Genomic DNA, 18,242 nt, shown 5'->3' with positions numbered 1-18,242 from the left:
TAACACTACCGGCGCGGACTATCGTTGAGGCGTGACCTCCGACGCCCCGGCCTTCGTCGTCCGCCCTGCACGTGCGAGCGACGTCCGCGGCATCCGCGAGATGCTCGAGCCGTGGGTCCAGCGCCGCATCCTGCTCGGCAAGGACCTGGTCGTGCTCTTCGAGTCGGTGCAGGAGTTCGTCGTCGCCGAGGCTGACGGCAAGCTCGTCGGATGCGGCGCGCTGCACGTCATGTGGGAGGACCTGGGCGAGGTGCGCACGCTCATCGTCGTCGACGAGTGGCTGCATCGCGGTGTCGGCGGGGCGATCGTCGACCGGCTCGAGCAGGGCGCGCGCGAGCTGGGGCTCTCGCGGCTGTTCTGCCTCACCTTCGAGGTTGACTTCTTCGCGCGGCGTGGGTTCGAGGCGATCGGTGAGCAGGTCGTCGACGCCGACGTGTACTCGCAGCTGCTCCGCAGCCCCGACGAGGGCATCGCGGAATTCCTCGATCTCGCCCACGTCAAGCCGAACACCCTGGGCAACACCCGGATGCTCAAGCACCTGTAGGCGTGCCGCCCCGGCGGCATCCGGGCGTCGGCCTACCCTGGGCTCATGACCGACACGCCGCCCCGCCGCCGACCGTCGCCCGCGGTCTACCGCCGCCGACGTCTCGTGCTGCTCCTCGCGGTGCTCGTGGTCGTCGCGGTCGTCGTGCTCGCCTTCTGGCGGCCCTGGGAAGGGTCGGCCGCGTCCGGGCAACCGCAGCCCGCGGCCTCGACCGATACCCCGGCGGCGCCCGCTTCTCCCTCGGCGACGGCCTCGGACGACGCGGCATCCCCCTCGGCGTCATCGGGCGCGACGCAGCCTCCGGCCGATGCGGAGGCCGAAGAGGTCGAAGCGTGCTCGGCGCGATCGGTGCAGGTGTCGGCCGTGACCGACCAGGAGACGTACGACGCCGGCCAGCTGCCGCAGCTGTCGATCTCGCTCACGAACTCGGGTGACTCCGCGTGCCTGCTCAACGTGGGCACGGCGACGCAGAAGCTGACGGTCTCGAGCGGACCCGACGTCTGGTGGCGCTCGACGGACTGCCAGAGCGAGTCGAGCGATCAGGTCGTGCAGATCGATCCCGGTCAGACGGTGTCGAGCGTGACGCCGATCACCTGGGATCGCACACGCTCGTCGGTCGACAGCTGCGACGGCGACCGCCCCACGGCACCCGCCGGCTACTTCAACCTCGCCGTCGAGATCGGTGGCCTCGCCGCACAGCAGGAGCGTCAGTTCGTCCTGCAGTGAGCCGCGACCGGCGGATGCTGCAGGGTGAGACTTTTCTCACTTGTGAGGGGGCGACAGGCGCCCAGCGCAGTCGTAACCTTGTGTCAGCTCCCGGAGATATATCCGCTGTCCCCAGCAGTGAGATGTCGTGAAACCCCCCAGAATCGCGACGACGGATCCCCAGCTCCGGTGAGCGATGGGCCCTCTCGATTTCCTCAGTCCCCAATGAAGAGTTCGAGAGGGCCCCTTCTCGTCTGTCGCGGAACTGCGCGAGCTGCGGACGCGACTGCGGGAGCCGGCCCCGCGTCTTCTAGGCTGAGGTGATGGCTGGAAAGAAGCGCGGCGCGAAGAAGCCGGTGCCCGAGTTCCGCAACCCGCAGCTCGCGGATGCACTGCAGACGCAGGACATGGCCGCTCTCGCCTTCGCGCTGCGTCATGGACCGACCGTGGTCCCGCTCATGCGCGCCGGCGACCGCGACGACCCGCGTGACGTCGGCGAGATCTGGACGTACCGCGACCCGAACTCCGGCGACGTCGCGCTTCTGCTGTTCAGCGACGCGGCGAACAAGCCCGAGGCGCTGCCCTCCCACGTGGCCCTGCAGTCGCCGGGCGGGCTGCGGGCGTTCCTGGGCGTGCACGAAGCGGAGATCACCACCGTCTTCTTCGACATCGCGGGCCCGCATCCCATGCAGGCCGCACCCGCCGACGTCATCGCTGCTCTCGACGCCTGAGCTTCGGGTCGGGCGCTGGTGCTGCGAGCTTGAGTTGGCGCTTCGCGCCGCTTCAACGCCGTCGTCAGGGCGCGAGCTGCCAGGTGAACGGGTGCGCGAGCCGACCGGGCGGGTCAGAAGCCCGCGTCGGTGGCGGATGCGGCGGGCTGGCGGACCTGCAGGTCGCGCATGGCGCCGCCGATCGTGCGCGACGAGGCGTCGACCACTGCGCGGTATCCCATCCGCTTGGCCTCGGACTGACGCTGGCTCGACTGCGTGACGGGACGGATCTCGCCGGCGAGACTCAGCTCGCCGAACGCGGCGACCTGGCGCGACACCGCCTTGCCCCCGACGGCACCGGCGACGGCGATGGCGATGGCGAGGTCGGCCGCCGGCTCGACGAGGCGTACCCCGCCGACGGTCGAGACGTACACGTCCTGGTCGCTCGTGACCGCGACCCCGCGCTTCTCGAGCACCGCGAGGATCATCGCGACCCGCGCACTGTCGACACCGCTGACCACCCGGCGGGGGTTGGGGGCGCCGGTCTTGAGGGTCAGCGCCTGGACCTCGACGGGCAGCGCCCGCCGCCCCTCGAGCGCGATCGTGACGCATGTGCCGGGCACGGGGTCGCCGTGCCCCAGGAACAGGGCGCTCGGGTCGGGCACCTCGGCGATGCCGTCGCCGGTCATGTCGAAGCATCCGACCTCGTCGGTGGGGCCGAAGCGGTTCTTCAACGCCCGGACGAAGCGCAGCGAGGTCTGCCGGTCGCCCTCGAACTGGCAGACGACGTCGACGAGGTGCTCGAGCACGCGTGGTCCGGCGATCGAGCCGTCTTTCGTGACGTGGCCGACGATGAGCACGGGCAGATCGCGCTCCTTCGCCACCCGGATCAGCGTCGACGCCACCTCGCGCACCTGACTGGGCTGCCCTGCGACCCCGTCGGAGAGGGACGACGACACCGTCTGCACCGAGTCGACGATCAGCAGCTCGGGCCGCACCTCGTCGACGTGGCCGAGCACGGTCGCGAGGTCGGTCTCGCTCGCCAGGTAGAGCGCGTCGTGCAGCGCGCCCGTGCGTTCGGCCCGCAGCCGCACCTGGCCGAGCGACTCCTCGGCGCTGACGTAGAGCACGCGCCGGCCGGAGCGGGCCGACTGCGCCGCGACCTCGAGCAGGAGGGTCGACTTGCCGACGCCGGGCTCGCCCGACAACAGGATCGCCGCCCCCGGGACGACGCCGCCGCCGAGCACGCGGTCGAACTCACCGACCCCGCTCGAGCGCCGCGGGGCCTCGGTCGTGTCGATCTCGGTGATCGGCCGCGCCGCGCGCGCGGCGCCGGGGCTGACGGCCGTGACGGTCGAGGTGAGTCCGGTCTGCGTCGCCGCCTCGACCACGGTGCCCCACTGCTGGCATTCGCCGCAGCGGCCGACCCACTTCGCCGTCGTCCATCCGCACTCGGTGCACTTGAAGGCCGTGGTGGGAGAGGGACGACGAGAGGCCATGCGTCCAGGGTAGGCGCGACCCCCGACATCGCCGGCTCGCCGCCACCGACGTCGGGCCGGCGGTGCGGATGCCGCATCCCCGGTCAGCCGGGACGACACCGGCCCCGCCGGTCCGACACGCGTGTCATCGCCCCGTGCTGCGAGCACGGGGCGCGAGCCGTCAGCCGCGCAGGGAGGCCGCGACCTCGCCGAGCGCGCTGGCGGAGTGGCGGAACAGCTCGAGCTCGCGCTCCGAGAACTCGATCTCCCGCACGGGGAAGGCGCCGCGGCGGTTGACGACCGACGGCACCGACAGGGCCATGCCGTCGACGCCGTGGAAGTCGCGCAGCACCGTCGACACGGGCAGCACCGCGTCCTCGTCGCGCAGGATCGCCTCGACGATGCGGGCGCTCGAGAGGCCGATCGCGTAGTTCGTCGCGCCCTTGCCCTGGATCACCTTGTACGCGGCGTCGCGCACGTCGATCGCGATCTGGTCGAGCTCCTCGGTGGTGAACTTCGGCTGCCCGTCGAGCGGCACCCAGTCGAGGATCGGGACGGTGCCGATCGTGGCGTGCGACCAGAGCGGGAACTCGGTGTCGCCGTGCTCTCCGACGATGTAGGCGTGCACGCTCGAGATCGACACGCCCGCGCGCCGGGCGATCTTCCAGCGCAGGCGCGAGGTGTCGAGCACCGTGCCCGAGGCGAAGATGCGCTCCGGCGGCAGGTCGGTCGCCTCCTGGGCGAGCACCGTCAGCACGTCGCACGGGTTCGTGACGATCACGAACGTCGCGTTGGGCGCGACCTCGAGCAGCTTCGGCATCATCGAGGCGATGATGCCCGCGTTGACCCCGGCGAGCTCGGTGCGCGTCTGGCCCGGCTTCTGCTTGGCGCCCGCGGTGATCACGACGACGTGCGAGCCCTCGGCGACCGAGATGTCGGAGCCGCCGATGATGTCGCTCGACCCCGTGAACTGGGCGCCGTGGGCGAGGTCGAGCACCTCGGCCTCGGTCTTCTCGGTGGCGATGTCGTACAGCGCCACGTGGCGGGCCGATCCCCGGATGAGGGCCGCGTAAGCGACGCTGGATCCGACGGCGCCCGCGCCGACGACGGTGAGTTTGGAGTTCTCGATCGCGCTCATGACCTCAGTCTGGCAGGGGAGGTTATGAGCTGCCAGCGCCCCCTCACCGCTGCGCGTGCGGGTCGCTCGCGTTGAGTGCGCGGACGACGTCGGCGTAGTCGCCGCGTGCCTCGCCGTGGCGCAGGAACGTCACCCGCTCGACGAGCACCTCACGCACATCGGCATCCCGTTCGAGGATGGCGACCACTTCGGCGATGTAGTCGTCGAGCGGCTGCGCGTGGGGGTTCTCCGCGTGGCCGGGCATGAGGTCGGTCTGCACGGCCGGGGGCACGAGCTCGACGATCGAGACGGGCGTGTCCGCGTATTGCAGACGCAGGGACTCGCTGAGCATGTGGATCGCCGCCTTCGTGGCGTTGTACGTCGGCGTGACGCGCAGCGGCGCGAAGGCCAGGCCCGACGAGACGGTCATGATCGTCGCAGCGGGACGCGTGAGCAGGTGCTCGATGAAGGCGCCGATCAGGCGGATCGGGCCGAGCAGGTTCGTCGTGACGGTGCGCTCCGCGGTCTCGACGAAGCCGGCCGGCGAGGTCCAGTCCTCGGCGGCCATGACGCCCGCCATCGTGATGAGCACGTCGAGCCCAGGATGCCGCTCGAGCACCTCGGCGGCGGCTCGGTCGATGGACGCCGCATCCGACGTGTCGATCTCGACGCCGTCGATGGCGGGGTGCGCGGCGCGCAGGTCGTCGATAAGCTCGCGGCGGCGGCCGCCGACGATGACGGTGTTGCCGCGTTCGGCGAGGGCGATGGCGAGCGCGCGGCCGATGCCGCTCGTGGCGCCGGGGATGAAGACGGTGCGTCCGGTGATGTCCATGCCGATGAGTCTGGTCGCGGCGTCGCCGGGTATCCAGGCATGCCCGAACGGGGGAGTGGCGGTCCCTGGTTCGGGCGGGCCGTCCCGACCAGAATGGACAGGTGGACCGCGCCGCTCTCGCCCGTTTCCTCCGTACTCGCCGAGAGCGGCTGAGCCCGGAGGACGTCGGACTGCCCTCGGGTGCCCGCCGTCGGGTCTCGGGGCTGCGCCGGGAGGAGGTCGCGCAGCTCGCGCTGATGAGCGTGGACTACTACACGCGCCTCGAGCAGGAGCGGGGGCCGCAGCCGAGCCTGCAGATGCTCGCGTCGCTGACGCGGGCGCTGCGGCTGTCGCGCTCGGAGCGCGACCATCTGCACCGCCTCGCCGGGCATACGCCGCCCGAGCGGTCGGGTGCGGCCGACCACATCGCGCCCGCCCTGCAGCGCGTGCTCGACCGGCTGGGCGACACCCCGGCGCTCGTCATCACCGAGCTCGACGAGACCCTCGCCCAGAACGATCTCGCCCGGGTTCTGTTCGGGCCGCGCGAGCTGCGTACGGGGGCGGAGCGCAGCGGCGCCTGGTGCTGGTTCGTGCGTCCCGAGACCGAGCGCGCGGTCTATCCCGCGTCCGAACACGATCGGCAGAGCCGGGCGATCGTGGCGAACCTGCGCGCGGTGGCCGGCCGCGGCGGGCCGGGGTCGCGGGCCGCGCGCCTCGTCGCCGATCTGCGTGCTCGCAGCGAGGAGTTCGCACGTCTCTGGGAGCTCGAGGAGGTCGCGGAGCGCTTCGCCGACCACAAGGTCGTCGTGCATCCGGCGGTCGGCGAGATCGAGGTCGACTGCCAGGTGCTCTTCACCGAGGACCGCTCGCAGGCCCTGCTGACCCTGACGCCCGCGCCCGGTTCGGAGGCGGCCGAGAAGATGCGGATGCTGGCGGTGCTCGGACCGCTCGCGTCGGAGCGCTCGCCGAGCTGAGATCAGGCGGTCGTCGAACGCTCGCGCCGGATGCCGGTGAACGCGATGATGCCGCCCGCCGTCATGAGTGCGGCGGTGACGAGGGCGGACCGGTGGAATCCGTCGAGGTCGAGTGCGCCGCCGACGATCGGCGCGAGGAACGCGATGATCACGAGACCCGCGACGCGGGCGACGGCGTTGTTGACCGCCGAGGCGATACCGGAGCGTTCGGCGTCGATCGCCCCGAGGATCGTCGCGGTCAGCGGCGAGACGGTCGCTCCCAGGCCGAGGCCGAACACCACGAGCCCGGGGAGCACCTGCCACCAGTAGTCGAACGAGTCGTCGACGAGGAGGAGCAGCAGCGCCCCGCCCGCCATGACCAGGGGGCCCACGGTCATGAGGAGGCGTCCGCCGAACCGCTCGGCGAGCGAACCGGCCCAAGGGCTGAGCGCGATCAGCAGCACCGTGGTGGGCAGGCTCGCGAGCCCCGCGAGGGTTGCGCTGAGACCCGCGCCCTGCTGCAGGTAGACGCCGACGACGAAGCCGTTCAGAGACAGCGCGGCATAGACGAACAGGGTCGCGAGGTTGCCCGTCCAGTAGTTGCGTGCCCGGAACAGTGCGAGAGGCAGGATCGGATGCTGCGCGGTGCGCTGCCGCTGCAGGAACGCCGCGAACATCACGACGCCGGCTGCCAGCGGCATCCAGATGGCGGGGGAGCCCCAGCCGAGGTTCGGCTGCTCGATGAGGGCGAAGACCATGCCGCCGAGGCCGGCCGTGCAGAGCAGGGCGCCGAGCCAGTCGATGCCGGCGTCGGCGCGGCGCTCGTCGTAGCCGGGCAGTCGGGTCACGAGCCACAGGGTGACCGCGACGGGCAGGACGTTGATGAGGAACGCGTACCGCCACGACAGCAGATCGACGAACAGCCCGCCCAGCAGGGGGCCGACGAGCGAGGCTCCCGTCGTGAACGCGGTCCACAGCCCGATCGCGCGGGAGCGCTCGTGCCCCCGGAGCAGCGAGGTGATCAACGCGAGCGAGCTGGGTACGAGGAAGGCGCCGGCCGCGCCCTGCGCGGCACGGGCTGCGATGAGGAACAACGGGTCCTGCGCGAGCCCGACGGCGATCGAGGCGAGGCCGAATCCGATGAGGCCGATGCGCAGCACGAGCAGGCGCCCGTAGGAGTCACTGACCGAACCGGCGAGCAGGATCAGCGACGACAGCGTCAGCAGGTAGGCGTCGACCGCCCACTGCTGGGTCGCGAGGCCCCCGCCGAGCTCGCGCTCGATCGCAGGGAGGGCGACGTTGACGATGGTCGAGTCGAGGAAGGCCGCGGACGATGCGAGCGACGCGATCGCGACGACGAGGGCCGTGCGGGGGGTCGAGGATCGCGTCACGCCCCCACGCTACGCCCGCCCGTGAGCACCGTGGTTCGCGGCATCGCCCGAGATGTCGTAAGCTGGTCGGCGGTGACGTGTCCGAGCGGCCGAAGGTGCAACTCTCGAAAAGTTGTGTAGGGTAACCCCCTACCGTGGGTTCAAATCCCACCGTCACCGCCAGAAAGACCCCCGAGTGATCGGGGGTTTTTTCTTGCCCGGAGTCGGCCGTCCCCGGCTCACCCGGGATGCTGCGCGACCAGCACGCCGTCGACGTAGGCGGAGACCGGCTGCGGACGGAAGCCGGCGAAGAGGGCTGCGCGGCGCTTCTCGTGCTCGCGCTCGCCGACGACGAAGCTCAGTCTCATAGCCGCACGCTATCAGCGCCCACCCACCCTTCGCCGTGGCCGTGCCGCCGCGCGATAGCGTGCCGACATGGTCTCATCGCACACCATGAGGACCGCGGTGGTCGGTCCCGGCGCCATCGGCACGGTGGTCGCCGCGCTGCTTCACGAGGCCGGGACCCCGGTTCTCGTCGCCGGACGATCGCCGCGTCCTGATCTGCGCCTCGACACCGAACGCGGCGCGATCGTGGTGCCCGGTCCGGTGCTGACCGATCCCGCTCGATCGCCGGGGGCGGCGGATGTCGTGTTCCTCGCGGTGAAGGCGACGCAGACGGCCGCGACCGCGGCGTGGCTGTCCGCGTTGTGCGGGCCCGCGACCGTCGTCTGCGTCCTCCAGAACGGAGTGGAGCAGGTCGAGAGCGTGCAACCGCTCGTCGCGGGCTCGGATGTGGTGCCCGCGATCGTGTGGTCCCCCGCGGAGCGACGGCCCGACGGCAGCGTCCGCCTGCGCGGCGAGCCGCGCTTCACCGTCCCGCGGGTGGGCGGCGCGGAGCGCGTCGGCCGTGTCCTCGAGGCGACGGCGTGCGAGTTCACCATCGCCGACGACTTCACGACGCTCGCGTGGCGCAAGCTTTTGCAGAACGCCGCGGCGGGTCTCATGGCGCTGACGGGCCGCCGCGCGGGGATGTTCCGGCGGGACGACGTCGCCGACCTGGCGCTCGCCTACCTCCGGGAGTGCCTCGCGGTGGCACGCGCCTGCCGCGCAGCACTCCCCGACGACGAGCCCGATCGGGTGTTGCAGCGGTTCCGAGGATTCCCCGACGATATGGGCACCTCGATCCTGGCCGATCGCGAGGCCGGACGACCCCTCGAATGGGACGTGCGCAACGCAGTCATCCGACGGCGCGGCCGCGAGCACGGCATCCCCACCCCGGTCAGCGACGTGCTCGTTCCTCTGCTCGCCGCCGCGAGCGACGGTCCCGGCTGACCTGCGGGTGACGGCTGCGCCGGGTCCGCCCCCGTCAGACTGCGAAGCGCCCGCCGATCATCTCCGTCGACACGTCCCACAGACGGGGCCCGTCGGTCAGGTCGCGGAACGGAGCCCAGAACTGCTGCCGACGCGGAGCGCCCGCGATGACGCGCCGCGGGCCATAGAACTCGTCGCCGCGCGAGTCCAGACCGGCGGCCGCGAGCAGGGCGGGCTCGGCAGCGCTCGCCACGGTGCCGGCGAGTCCCACGCGCGACAGGGCCACGATGAGCGATCGCTCGCGTTTCGCGCTCGCGCGCCCCATGCCGGGCTGCGCCGCGAGCAGGTTGGTGGGGCTGACCCCGGGATGCGCGATGTTGCTCGACACGCCCCACCCGCCGGCGCGGCTACGGGCATCGAGCTCGCGGGCGAAGAGGGCGACGGCGATCTTCGACTGCCGGTACGCCGCCATGTCGTCGTAGTCGTGCCGCCAGTCCACGTCGTCCCAGTGCAGGCCGCCCGAGCGTGCCGCGACGCTCGTCTGGTGCGTCACCCGCGCTCCCCCCGCGCGCAACAGCGGCAGCAGACCGAGGGTGAGTGCGACGTGACCGAGGTGGTTGACGCCCCACTGCAGCTCGAAGCCCTCGGCGGTGGGCTGCCGCGAGCCGGGGTTCATGACGCCGGCGTTGTTGACCAGCACATTCACGGGCCGGCCCTCGGCGACGAGGTCGCGGGTGAAGCCGGCGACCGAGTCGAGCGAGGCGAGATCGAGCGGACGCGTGGTGACGTCGGCGCCCGGCACTGCCCGACGGATGCCGTCGATGGCCGCGTCGGCCTTCGCCGGCGACCGCGCAGGCAGCACGACGGCCGCGCCGGCGGCGGCCAGGCGGGTCGCGATGACCCGGCCGATGCCGTCGGTCGCCCCGGTGACGACGGCGAGCCGTCCGTGCAGATCGGCGAGGGGAGCAGTGGCGCGGGTCATGGTTCCTCCATCGTTCGGACGAGCCGTCGTGGCCCGCCCGACCCATGGTGGGCGCCGCCGCCCGCGGCATCCAGAGCCGGATCATCCACTGATCGCCGAGTCACCCCTGGAGTGGTGCGCGCGGCGGGGCTCAGACCTCGGCGCCGGCACCGATGACGGCCAGCAGCTGCAGCTTCTCGTGGCTCTCGCTGCCGGGGGCCGCGGTGTAGACCAGCAGGCGGTGCGACTGGTCCGGGTCGAGCAGCGTCTGGCACTGCAGCTCGAGCGCACCGACCTCGGGATGCCGGAACCGCTTGACCTCGGGCGGGGCGATTCCGACCTGCTGCCCGTCCCACAGCACGCGGAACTCGGCGCTGCGCTCCCGGAGCGACGCCGCGAGCGCGGCGGCCCGCGACGACGGGCCGCGCAGCGCCACGATCTCGCGGAGACCGCCGGCGTACACGCGCGAGAGCACGTCGTGCTCGGCCTCGTCGTACGGCGCGCGCGACGACGGGTCGGTGAACCAGCGGTACCCGAGGCTGCGGGCGTCGCCGGTGCGCCGGGTCGCGTCGCCGACGAGCGCGATGCTCAGCGGAGTCTGGCGCAGGGTCTCGCCGAGTTCCGTCACGATCTCGGCGGGCGTGTCGTGCAGGCGGTCGAGGATCCGCAGCAGTCCCGGGCTCACGTGGTCGCTCGCGGGTCCCCGAGCGGGCGGCACGTGACCGGCGAGGCGGAAGAGGTGGTCGCGCTCGCCGAGGGTCAGATGCAGTCCCTGGGCGATCGCCGCCAGCATCTGCTCGGACGGCCGGGGACCGGTGCCCCGCTCGAGCCGCGCGTAGTAGTCCGCCGACATGTTGCAGAGTGCGGCGACCTCCTCGCGTCGCAGCCCGGGCGTGCGGCGGCGCTGGCCGCGGAGCAGTCCGACATCCGACGGCTGCAGCGCTTCGCGTCGCATCCGCAAGAACGCGGCGAGGGTCTCTCGATCGATCATGTGTCGTTCGCCTTCCGGGTCGCGCGGTGCGGCATCCGTTCTACCGGTCGCGGGTCCGCGCAGCCAGGACCCGCCGGTCCACCCCTCGGGGCTCGCCGTCCGTCGTCCCATAATGCTTCGCCCGTTCGGGCACCAGCCCTTCCCGCCGGGAAGTCGGCGCCCCTAGCGTTGAGTCATGGCGCGCGACCACGAACAGCCGGAGGACCTGTACACCGCCCCGATCACCCTGCCGGGGGCGGCGGGATCGGGCGGTGACGACACGGATCTCGACATGCCCGAGATCAGCTACGACGAGCAGCGCTATCCCGCGCGGCCGCGGCGCCTGCGCCCACGCGACCAGTTCCGCGGCGGCAGCGTGCGACGCAACATGACCGACCCGCGCACGGCGAACGGCAGCAACCCGTCGTACATCGAGTGGCTCGTGCGGCAGTCGATGCTCAAGGACGCCGACGTGCTCGCACGTCAGCTCTCGGGCCAGCCCGCGATGTGGCGCAACCCGTACGCGCGGCCCGATGCCCGTCGCGCGATCGCGACGACCGACGTCTGGTTCACGGCCTACCCGATCTCGCTCATCACACGCCCGGGGCAGTCGTTCCTCGCGGCCCTCGGCGACGACGCGCTGTGGTCGGTGTTCGAGCGCATCGGGATCACCGCCATCCACACCGGTCCGGTCAAGCGGGCCGGCGGCATCACCGACTGGCGCGAGACCCCCAGTGTCGACGGTCACTTCGACCGCATCAGCACGTCGATCGACCCCGCGTTCGGCACCGAGGAGGAGTTCCGCACCCTCTGCGACGTCGCCGACGCTCACGGCGGCAGCGTCATCGACGACATCGTTCCCGGCCACACCGGCAAGGGAGCCGACTTCCGGCTGGCCGAGATGGGCTTCAAGGACTATCCCGGCATCTACCACATGGTCGACATCCCCCCGGAGGACTGGCACCTGCTGCCCGACGTCGCCGAGGGGTACGACAGCGTCAATCTCGACCCCGCCACCGAGCACGAGCTCGCCGAGCGCGGGTACATCATCGGCGCCCTGCAGCGCGTCATCTTCTACACGCCCGGCGTGAAGGAGACGAACTGGAGCGCGACCGCCCCCGTCCTCGGGCCCGACGGCGTGACGCGTCGCTGGGTCTACCTCCACTACTTCAAGCAGGGTCAGCCCTCGATCAACTGGCTCGACCCGACGTTCGCCGGGATGCGTCTGGTCATCGGCGACGCCCTGCACTCGCTCGGCGAGCTCGGCACCAGCGCGCTGCGCCTCGACGCGAACGGGTTCCTCGGCGTCGAGAAGAGCGCCGAGGGCCTGCCGGCCTGGTCGGAGGGGCACCCGCTCTCGCACGCGGCGAACCACATCATCGCGGGCATGGTGCGCAAGGTGGGCGGCTTCACCTTCCAGGAGCTCAACCTCACGATCGAGGACATCCGCGACACCGGTGCGGTCGGGGCCGACCTGTCGTACGACTTCATCGGCCGCCCGGGCTACCACCACGCCCTCGCCACCGGGCAGACGGAGTTCCTGCGCCTGGCGCTGACCTCGTCGCTCGAGCTGGGGGTGCACCCGGTGCAGCTCGTGCACGGGATGCAGAACCACGACGAGCTCACGTACGAGCTGGTGCACTGGGCGACCCGTCACGGCGACGACGAATACCGCTTCCGCGGGCGCGAGATCACTGGCAGCGAGCTCGCCGAGGAGGTGCGCGCGGACCTCACGGAGCACCTCACCGGCACGGCCGACTACAACCGCGTCTTCACGCAGAACGGCATCGCCTGCACGACCACCTCGCTCATCGCGGCATCGCGCGGGATCGCCCGGCTCGACGACATCGGCGACGACGACATCCCGGGTATCCGCGATGCGCACCTGCTGCTGTGCGCCTACAACGCCTGGCAGCCCGGGGTCTTCGCCCTCTCGGGCTGGGACCTCGTGGGCATGCTCACGGTTCCCGCCGACGAGGTGTCCGACCTGCTGGGCGCGGGCGACACGCGCTGGATCGAGCGCGGCGCGCACGACCTGCTCGACTCAGACCCGACCGCGACGCGGTCGGCGTCGGGGATGCCGCGCGGACGGGCCCTCTACGGTGCCCTGCCGGCGCAGCTCGACGACCCCGAGTCGTTCGCCTCGCGTCTCTCGGGCATCCTCGACCTGCGCCGCGCGCACGGCATCGCGTCGGCATCGCAGGTCGACATCCCCGAGGTCGCGCACTCCGGCATGCTCGTGCTCGTGCACCGGCTCGACGACGGCGACCCGCGTGCCGAGGCGGTCACGCAGGTCACGGTGCTGAACTTCTCGGCCGAGCCGATCGAGGGAACCGTGCGATCGGAGCACCTCGCCCCCCAGTCCGAGGTGGTCGACGCCGCGACGCGGGACGTCATCGGTCGTGTCGACGACCTGCAGAGCTTCAGCGTCTCGCTGCCGGGCTACGGCGCGACCTTCCTGCTGCTGAACGCGCCCGAGCCGGCCGACGACTGACGGGTCAGGCGGGGCCGGCCAGGCCGGCCAGAGCCGCGTCGATGCCGGCGAGCGGCACGGGCAGCCAGTCGGGGCGGTTGCGGGCCTCGTAGATCGACTCGTAGACGGCCTTGTCGAGGACGAGAGCGCGCAGCAGCACCGGGTCGAGGTCGATCGCGCCCGGCGCCCCGGCGTACGCCTCGACGAAGGCGGCGCGGCAGGCCGCGGCCCAGCCGCTCGCGTCGGGTCCGTCGCCGACGGCGCCGGCGTAGTCGAACGACCGCAGCATGCCGGCGACGTCGCGGGGCGGCAGATCGGGGATCGCGCGCTCGGCCATCGGCCGCAGCGGCTCGCCCTCGAAGTCGACGATGCGCCAGCCCCCGGCGGGCACGGCGAGCACCTGGCCGAGGTGCAGGTCGCCGTGGATGCGCTGCAGCCGGGGCCACGGGCGCGCGAGCGCGGCGTCGTACACCGCCGCGATCGCGTCGACGCGATCGGCCACCGCGGGCACCTCGGTCGCGGCGATCCGCAGGCGCCGGCGCCAGGCCGACCCGGTGGCCGCGACCTCGTCGCCTGCGGCATCCGTCGTCTCGAGCGCTGCGCCGAGCGCGCCGTGCACGCCCGCCACGGCGATGCCGAGGTCGCGGGCGGCGTCGGTGAAGTCACGGTTCTCGCGCGCAGCCTCGAGGGCGACCGCCCAGCCGTCACGGACTCCGCGGAGGAACTCCTGCGCGAACCCCAGGGTGCCCCGTGCCGCGCCCGTCTCGCGTCCCACATCGGGCCATTCGGCGTCGAGGCTGCCGAAGAACCGCGGCACGAACGGCGATCCGGCGTCGCTCAGCACCCGCTGCACGGTGACATCGGGATTCTCGCCGTGGTGCAGTGTGCGGAAGAGCTTGAGGATGATCGTCGGCTCGCCGTCGACGTCGTAGACGATCGAGGTGTTTGACTGCTCGCCCGTGAGCACGCGTGATCCCGTCACGCGTTCGACGTCGACGCCCATCTGCGCGAGCGTGCCGACCGTGAAGCCGGTGTGGCGCGCTGCGTCGACCAGGAAGGCGTCGCCGTCGCGGGCGACGACCTCGTCGGCATCGCCGGGTGCGGACACCCGTGACAACGGAACGTTGTAGAGGGTCGGGAGGGCGCCGGCGTCGTCCATGAGGAGGTACCGGGTCGCGGTGCCGGGGGCGGGTTGCGCGTCGAGGATGCGGAACCGCGGCTCGTGGCTCTTGCCGGCATACCACCGCTGTCGCACCACCCAGGCGCCGAGCTCGTCTGTCAATCGCACGGTGCCACTCTGTCGGTTCCGGACATCCTGCGAAAAGGGCTGGACGAGCGAGGGGCGGAGGCGTAATGCTCATTCCTGCCGGAGCGCACGATCGCAGGGACGCGACCGATAGTGACCGGCGGGGCGGGACGCCCGAACAGCCCGCCCGCGGAGAGAGCATGTCCCTTCACGACAAGGTGAGCAGACGTGTGCGGCGCTGGGACGCCGACATCGTCGTCAACCCTCGGATCACCCCCGCGCAGTGGCGCGCCGTGCGTCGTCCCTGTCGCATCCGCATCGCCGCGGGCCTCGTGCTGAGCGTCGTCGTGGCCGCACTGGTCGCGGTCCAGCTCGTGGGCGGCTGGCATCTGCGTCCGCTGCGGGTGCTCGCATTCGCTGGGATCGTGGTGGTGATCCTGCTGCTCGCCTCCGTCGCGGTGACGGTCGCCAACGCGCGCGCCTCATTGCCGCAGCAGCATCCGCACCTGTTCTGGTCGCGGCGCCGCGTGCTCGCCGATCCGATCGGCACGCCCGGCCGGATGCGTCAAGCGGATGATTCGACCGATATGCGCACGTACCGTGGCGACGACGACGGCCCCGTCACGCCGGGGCTGCGACGTGAGGAGGAATCATGGCCGATGCCACGACCGCGAACAACGGAGCTCCCGTAGCCAGCGACGAGCACTCCCAGAGCGTGGGAGCCGACGGCTCGATCGCTCTCACCGACCACTACCTGATCGAGAAGCTGGCGCAGTTCAACCGTGAACGCGTGCCCGAGCGCGTCGTGCACGCGAAGGGCGGCGGAGCGTTCGGCACCTTCCGCACGACGGGAGACGTCTCGGCATACACGCGCGCCGCGCTGTTCCAGCCCGGGGTCGAGACCGAGATGCTGGCCCGCTTCTCGTCTGTCGCGGGCGAGCAGGGCAGCCCCGACACCTGGCGCGACCCGCGGGGCTTCTCGCTGAAGTTCTACACGACCGAGGGGAACTACGACCTCGTCGGCAACAACACCCCCGTGTTCTTCGTGAAGGACGGCATCAAGTTCCCCGACTTCATCCGTTCGCAGAAGCGCCTGCCGGGCAGTCACCTGCGCGACAACACGATGCAGTGGGACTTCTGGACTCTGTCGCCCGAGAGCGCCCACCAGGTGACATGGCTGATGGGCGACCGCGGCATCCCGGCGTCATGGCGTCATATGAACGGCTACGGCTCGCACACGTACCAGTGGATCAACGCCGCCGGTGAGCGCTTCTGGGTGAAGTACCACTTCCACACCGACCAGGGGCATCGCACCCTCACCCAGGACGAGGCCGACCAGATCGCCGGTCAGGACGCCGACTTCCACATCCGCGACCTCTACGCGGCCATCGAGCGCCAGGAGTACCCGACCTGGACGCTCAAGGTCCAGATCATGCCCTACGAGGACGCGAAGACGTACCGGTTCAACCCGTTCGATCTCACCAAGGTGTGGCCGCACAGCGACTATCCCGAGGTCGAGGTCGGCACGATGGAGCTGAACCGTAACCCCGGCAACTACTTCGCGGAGATCGAGCAGGCGGCCTTCGAGCCCTCGAACTTCGTCCCGGGGATCGACGGGAGCCCCGACAAGATGCTGCAGGCGCGCATCTTCAGCTACGCCGACGCACATCGCTACCGGGTCGGCACGAACTACCAGCAGCTGCCGGTGAACAGGCCGCGCACCGAGGTGCACTCGTACTCGAAGGAGGGCGCGATGCGCTACGAGTACAACCCGCCCGAGATCCCGGTGTACGCGCCGAACTCGGTCGGCGGCCCCGCGGCCGACCCGGCTCGCGCCGGCGACGGCGGCTGGCACAGCGACGGCGAGCTGCTGCGCACGGCCGCGACGCTCCACGCCGAGGACGATGACTTCGGCCAGGCCGGCACGCTCGTGCGCGAGGTGATGTCGGATGCGGAGCGCGACCGCCTCGTCGAGACGATCGTGGGCCATGTCGGCGGTGTGACCCGCGCCGAGGTGCGCGACCGTGCGGTGCAGTACTGGAAGAGCGTCGACGCCGAGCTGGGCGCCCGGGTCGCCGAGGGCCTGCCGTCGCTCGAGGGATCCGCCGCGCCGGGCGAGCAGCTGAGCGAGCCGAACCCGGACGGCGACCTCGTCGGCACGGACGTGGCCGGACGCATCTGACAGGACCGGCATTCGTCGGCGTCGACATCGGCCGCGGTCCGCGACAGCTGCGGGCCGCGGCCGATCCGCGTCACGCGGGGGTCCCGGTCGGCTGGCCGGCGGATGAGGGCGCGGCGTCGTGGTCGCGGGTCTCGGAAGCGGCATGAGGTCGTGCCGCGTCGTCGATGCGTGCCCGCAGCACGACGACGGCGGCGATCGCCATGAGGACCGCGCCGAGCGCGTACGGGGCGGCGTGGGAGACGCCGGCGTAGAGGATGCCGGCGATGATCGGCGCGATCGTTCCCATCGCGGCCATCAGTGACTGGGTCACGCCGCCCAGCCAGCCCTGTTCATCGGGTCCGACGGCGTTCGACATCACGCCGTCGAGCGTGGCCTGAGACGCGCCCTGACCGGCCGCGAGGGCCAGTGAGCCGAGCACGAACAGCCACGGCTGGGCGACGGCGGCGGCGACGATCGCCAGCGCGACGAGGCCGGCCGCCTGGGCCGCGATGCCGGCGACGATGACCCCGCGCTCGCCCATCCGGGGGAGGAGGAACCGCAGGAGCACGCCCTGCACGAGGATGTCGATGACGCCGACGACCGCGATGAGCAGCCCGATCGCGGTCGGGCCCCAGGCGATGGAGTCCAGCGCGAGGACGCTGAAGTTGTTGACGAAGAAACCGAACGGCAGGGCGAGGAGCGCGAAGCCGATCAGCAGGCCGCGCAGCTCACGACGCGCGAACGCGCGGCGGAAGGCCGCGAACGGATGCAAATCCGACAGGGCGATCGTCGCGATGCGGTTCCGCGGCTCGAGGCTCTCGGGCAGCAGGAAGATGCTCAGGGTCGCGATCGCGAACGAGATGCCGGCAGTGACGAACACCGGCAGGGTCAGGCTGACCGATGCGAGCAGCCCGCCGACGGCCGGTCCGACCATCGTCCCGACGCCCGACAGCGCGCCCAGCAGACCGAACCGCTGGGCGCGCTTCTCGGGCGGGGTGATGTCTGCGAGGTACGCGAACAGGGCGGGGAGGTCCCCGGCCGTCGCACCTTGGATGACGCGCGCGAGCAGCAGGACCCACAGGGCGCCGCCGATGCCGAACAGGCACATGCTCAACGCGGCTCCGAACGCCGCGACGATGATGACCGGGCGCCGGCCGAAACGGTCGGAGAGGCGGCCGAGGAACGGGGCGGCGATGAATGCGCAGAGGCCGTTGACCGCTTCGAGGATGCCGACCCAGAGAGCCAGATCGCCCTCGCCGGTGACGTAGCGCAGGACGACGAAGGGCAGCACCGGCAGCACGACGGTCATGCCCGCCGTGGTGAGCATCGTGAGCACGATCAGCATCACCCAGCGCCGGTCGATGTCTCCGCCGCGGAGACGCGAGAAAAGTGAAGTCATGCCATAACTGTAGCGATACCAGTTTCGTAGTCA

Annotated in this window: 17 protein-coding genes and 1 tRNA gene; 9 read left to right on the top strand and 9 right to left on the bottom strand. The window is 71.5% G+C overall.

Going from position 1 to position 18,242, the window contains the following annotated elements; all coding sequences use genetic code 11:
* Nucleotides 1–31: 31 nt before the first annotated feature.
* From BLT21_RS07800 to BLT21_RS07790, 3 genes are all read left to right on the top strand, one after another.
* Nucleotides 32–544: an amino-acid N-acetyltransferase gene (locus tag BLT21_RS07800; protein ID WP_091500877.1), complete on the top strand. Its 513-nt coding sequence runs from the start codon at nucleotides 32–34 to the stop codon at nucleotides 542–544.
* 45 nt (nucleotides 545–589) lie between these two features.
* Nucleotides 590–1,270 carry a hypothetical protein gene (locus BLT21_RS07795; protein ID WP_176786840.1) on the top strand — a complete coding sequence of 227 codons (681 nt, stop codon included), beginning with the start codon at nucleotides 590–592 and terminating at the stop codon, nucleotides 1,268–1,270.
* Nucleotides 1,271–1,572: 302 nt separating this feature from the next.
* Nucleotides 1,573–1,980 carry a dehydrogenase gene (locus BLT21_RS07790; protein WP_091500876.1) on the top strand — a complete coding sequence of 136 codons (408 nt, stop codon included), beginning with the start codon at nucleotides 1,573–1,575 and terminating at the stop codon, nucleotides 1,978–1,980.
* Nucleotides 1,981–2,093: 113 nt separating this feature from the next.
* On the opposite strand, the gene radA is transcribed toward BLT21_RS07790, so the two are convergent.
* The 3 genes from radA to BLT21_RS07775 all read right to left on the bottom strand — a co-directional run bounded on the left by radA (nucleotide 2,094) and on the right by BLT21_RS07775 (nucleotide 5,386).
* Nucleotides 2,094–3,458 carry a DNA repair protein RadA gene (gene radA / locus BLT21_RS07785; protein ID WP_091500875.1) on the bottom strand — a complete coding sequence of 455 codons (1,365 nt, stop codon included), beginning with the start codon at nucleotides 3,456–3,458 and terminating at the stop codon, nucleotides 2,094–2,096.
* A gap of 160 nt (nucleotides 3,459–3,618) precedes the next feature.
* On the bottom strand, nucleotides 3,619–4,575 hold the full coding sequence (locus BLT21_RS07780; RefSeq protein ID WP_091500874.1) for an L-lactate dehydrogenase: 957 nt from the start codon (nucleotides 4,573–4,575) through the stop codon (nucleotides 3,619–3,621).
* A gap of 43 nt (nucleotides 4,576–4,618) precedes the next feature.
* Nucleotides 4,619–5,386, bottom strand: coding sequence for an SDR family oxidoreductase (locus BLT21_RS07775; protein ID WP_091500873.1), 768 nt, complete (start codon nucleotides 5,384–5,386; stop codon nucleotides 4,619–4,621).
* Between the two features lie 101 nt (nucleotides 5,387–5,487).
* Here BLT21_RS07775 and BLT21_RS07770 point away from each other — a divergent pair, with 101 nt between their 5' ends.
* On the top strand, nucleotides 5,488–6,339 hold the full coding sequence (locus BLT21_RS07770; protein WP_091500872.1) for a helix-turn-helix transcriptional regulator: 852 nt from the start codon (nucleotides 5,488–5,490) through the stop codon (nucleotides 6,337–6,339).
* Between the two features lie 2 nt (nucleotides 6,340–6,341).
* On the opposite strand, the gene BLT21_RS07765 is transcribed toward BLT21_RS07770, so the two are convergent.
* Complete coding sequence (locus tag BLT21_RS07765) at nucleotides 6,342–7,709, bottom strand: MFS transporter (protein WP_091500871.1); 1,368 nt, start codon at nucleotides 7,707–7,709, stop codon at nucleotides 6,342–6,344.
* Nucleotides 7,710–7,780: 71 nt separating this feature from the next.
* Between BLT21_RS07765 and BLT21_RS07760 the strand changes: the two genes are divergently transcribed.
* A tRNA-Ser gene (locus BLT21_RS07760) sits at nucleotides 7,781–7,871 on the top strand.
* Nucleotides 7,872–7,927: 56 nt separating this feature from the next.
* Here the strand turns inward: BLT21_RS07760 and BLT21_RS15830 are convergent.
* Nucleotides 7,928–8,056 (bottom strand): hypothetical protein, encoded by a 129-nt coding sequence (locus tag BLT21_RS15830; protein ID WP_256335986.1) that lies wholly within the window; start codon nucleotides 8,054–8,056, stop codon nucleotides 7,928–7,930.
* A gap of 67 nt (nucleotides 8,057–8,123) precedes the next feature.
* Here BLT21_RS15830 and BLT21_RS07755 point away from each other — a divergent pair, with 67 nt between their 5' ends.
* Complete coding sequence (locus tag BLT21_RS07755) at nucleotides 8,124–9,020, top strand: oxidoreductase (RefSeq protein WP_091500870.1); 897 nt, start codon at nucleotides 8,124–8,126, stop codon at nucleotides 9,018–9,020.
* A 34-nt stretch (nucleotides 9,021–9,054) separates the two neighbouring features.
* Here the strand turns inward: BLT21_RS07755 and BLT21_RS07750 are convergent, their stop codons facing one another.
* Together BLT21_RS07750 and BLT21_RS07745 are read right to left on the bottom strand one after the other, a co-directional pair.
* Nucleotides 9,055–9,981: an SDR family oxidoreductase gene (locus BLT21_RS07750; RefSeq protein ID WP_091500869.1), complete on the bottom strand. Its 927-nt coding sequence runs from the start codon at nucleotides 9,979–9,981 to the stop codon at nucleotides 9,055–9,057.
* Between the two features lie 130 nt (nucleotides 9,982–10,111).
* Nucleotides 10,112–10,951, bottom strand: coding sequence for a helix-turn-helix transcriptional regulator (locus BLT21_RS07745; RefSeq protein WP_091500868.1), 840 nt, complete (start codon nucleotides 10,949–10,951; stop codon nucleotides 10,112–10,114).
* Between the two features lie 175 nt (nucleotides 10,952–11,126).
* Between BLT21_RS07745 and treS the strand changes: the two genes are divergently transcribed.
* Nucleotides 11,127–13,424: a maltose alpha-D-glucosyltransferase gene (gene treS / locus BLT21_RS07740; protein ID WP_091500867.1), complete on the top strand. Its 2,298-nt coding sequence runs from the start codon at nucleotides 11,127–11,129 to the stop codon at nucleotides 13,422–13,424.
* Nucleotides 13,425–13,428: 4 nt separating this feature from the next.
* Here treS and BLT21_RS07735 read toward each other — a convergent pair whose 3' ends face one another.
* Nucleotides 13,429–14,691, bottom strand: a complete 1,263-nt coding sequence (locus BLT21_RS07735) for a maltokinase N-terminal cap-like domain-containing protein (RefSeq protein ID WP_091500866.1) — start codon at nucleotides 14,689–14,691, stop codon at nucleotides 13,429–13,431.
* Nucleotides 14,692–14,849: 158 nt separating this feature from the next.
* Here BLT21_RS07735 and BLT21_RS07730 point away from each other — a divergent pair, with 158 nt between their 5' ends.
* Both BLT21_RS07730 and BLT21_RS07725 read left to right on the top strand, forming a co-directional pair.
* Nucleotides 14,850–15,341 carry a hypothetical protein gene (locus BLT21_RS07730; RefSeq protein ID WP_091500865.1) on the top strand — a complete coding sequence of 164 codons (492 nt, stop codon included), beginning with the start codon at nucleotides 14,850–14,852 and terminating at the stop codon, nucleotides 15,339–15,341.
* Nucleotides 15,302–16,831 (top strand): catalase, encoded by a 1,530-nt coding sequence (locus BLT21_RS07725; RefSeq protein WP_091500864.1) that lies wholly within the window; start codon nucleotides 15,302–15,304, stop codon nucleotides 16,829–16,831. The genes BLT21_RS07730 and BLT21_RS07725 overlap by 40 nt, the downstream gene beginning before the upstream one ends.
* Nucleotides 16,832–16,901: 70 nt before the next feature.
* Here BLT21_RS07725 and BLT21_RS07720 read toward each other — a convergent pair whose 3' ends face one another.
* Complete coding sequence (locus tag BLT21_RS07720; protein WP_256335985.1) at nucleotides 16,902–18,209, bottom strand: MFS transporter; 1,308 nt, start codon at nucleotides 18,207–18,209, stop codon at nucleotides 16,902–16,904.
* Nucleotides 18,210–18,242: the final 33 nt, after the last annotated feature.

The sequence above is a fragment of the Microbacterium sp. cf332 genome (assembly GCF_900102175.1).
Taxonomy (GTDB): Bacteria; Actinomycetota; Actinomycetes; order Actinomycetales; family Microbacteriaceae; genus Microbacterium.
This window is presented reverse-complemented; position numbering and strand designations above follow the sequence as displayed.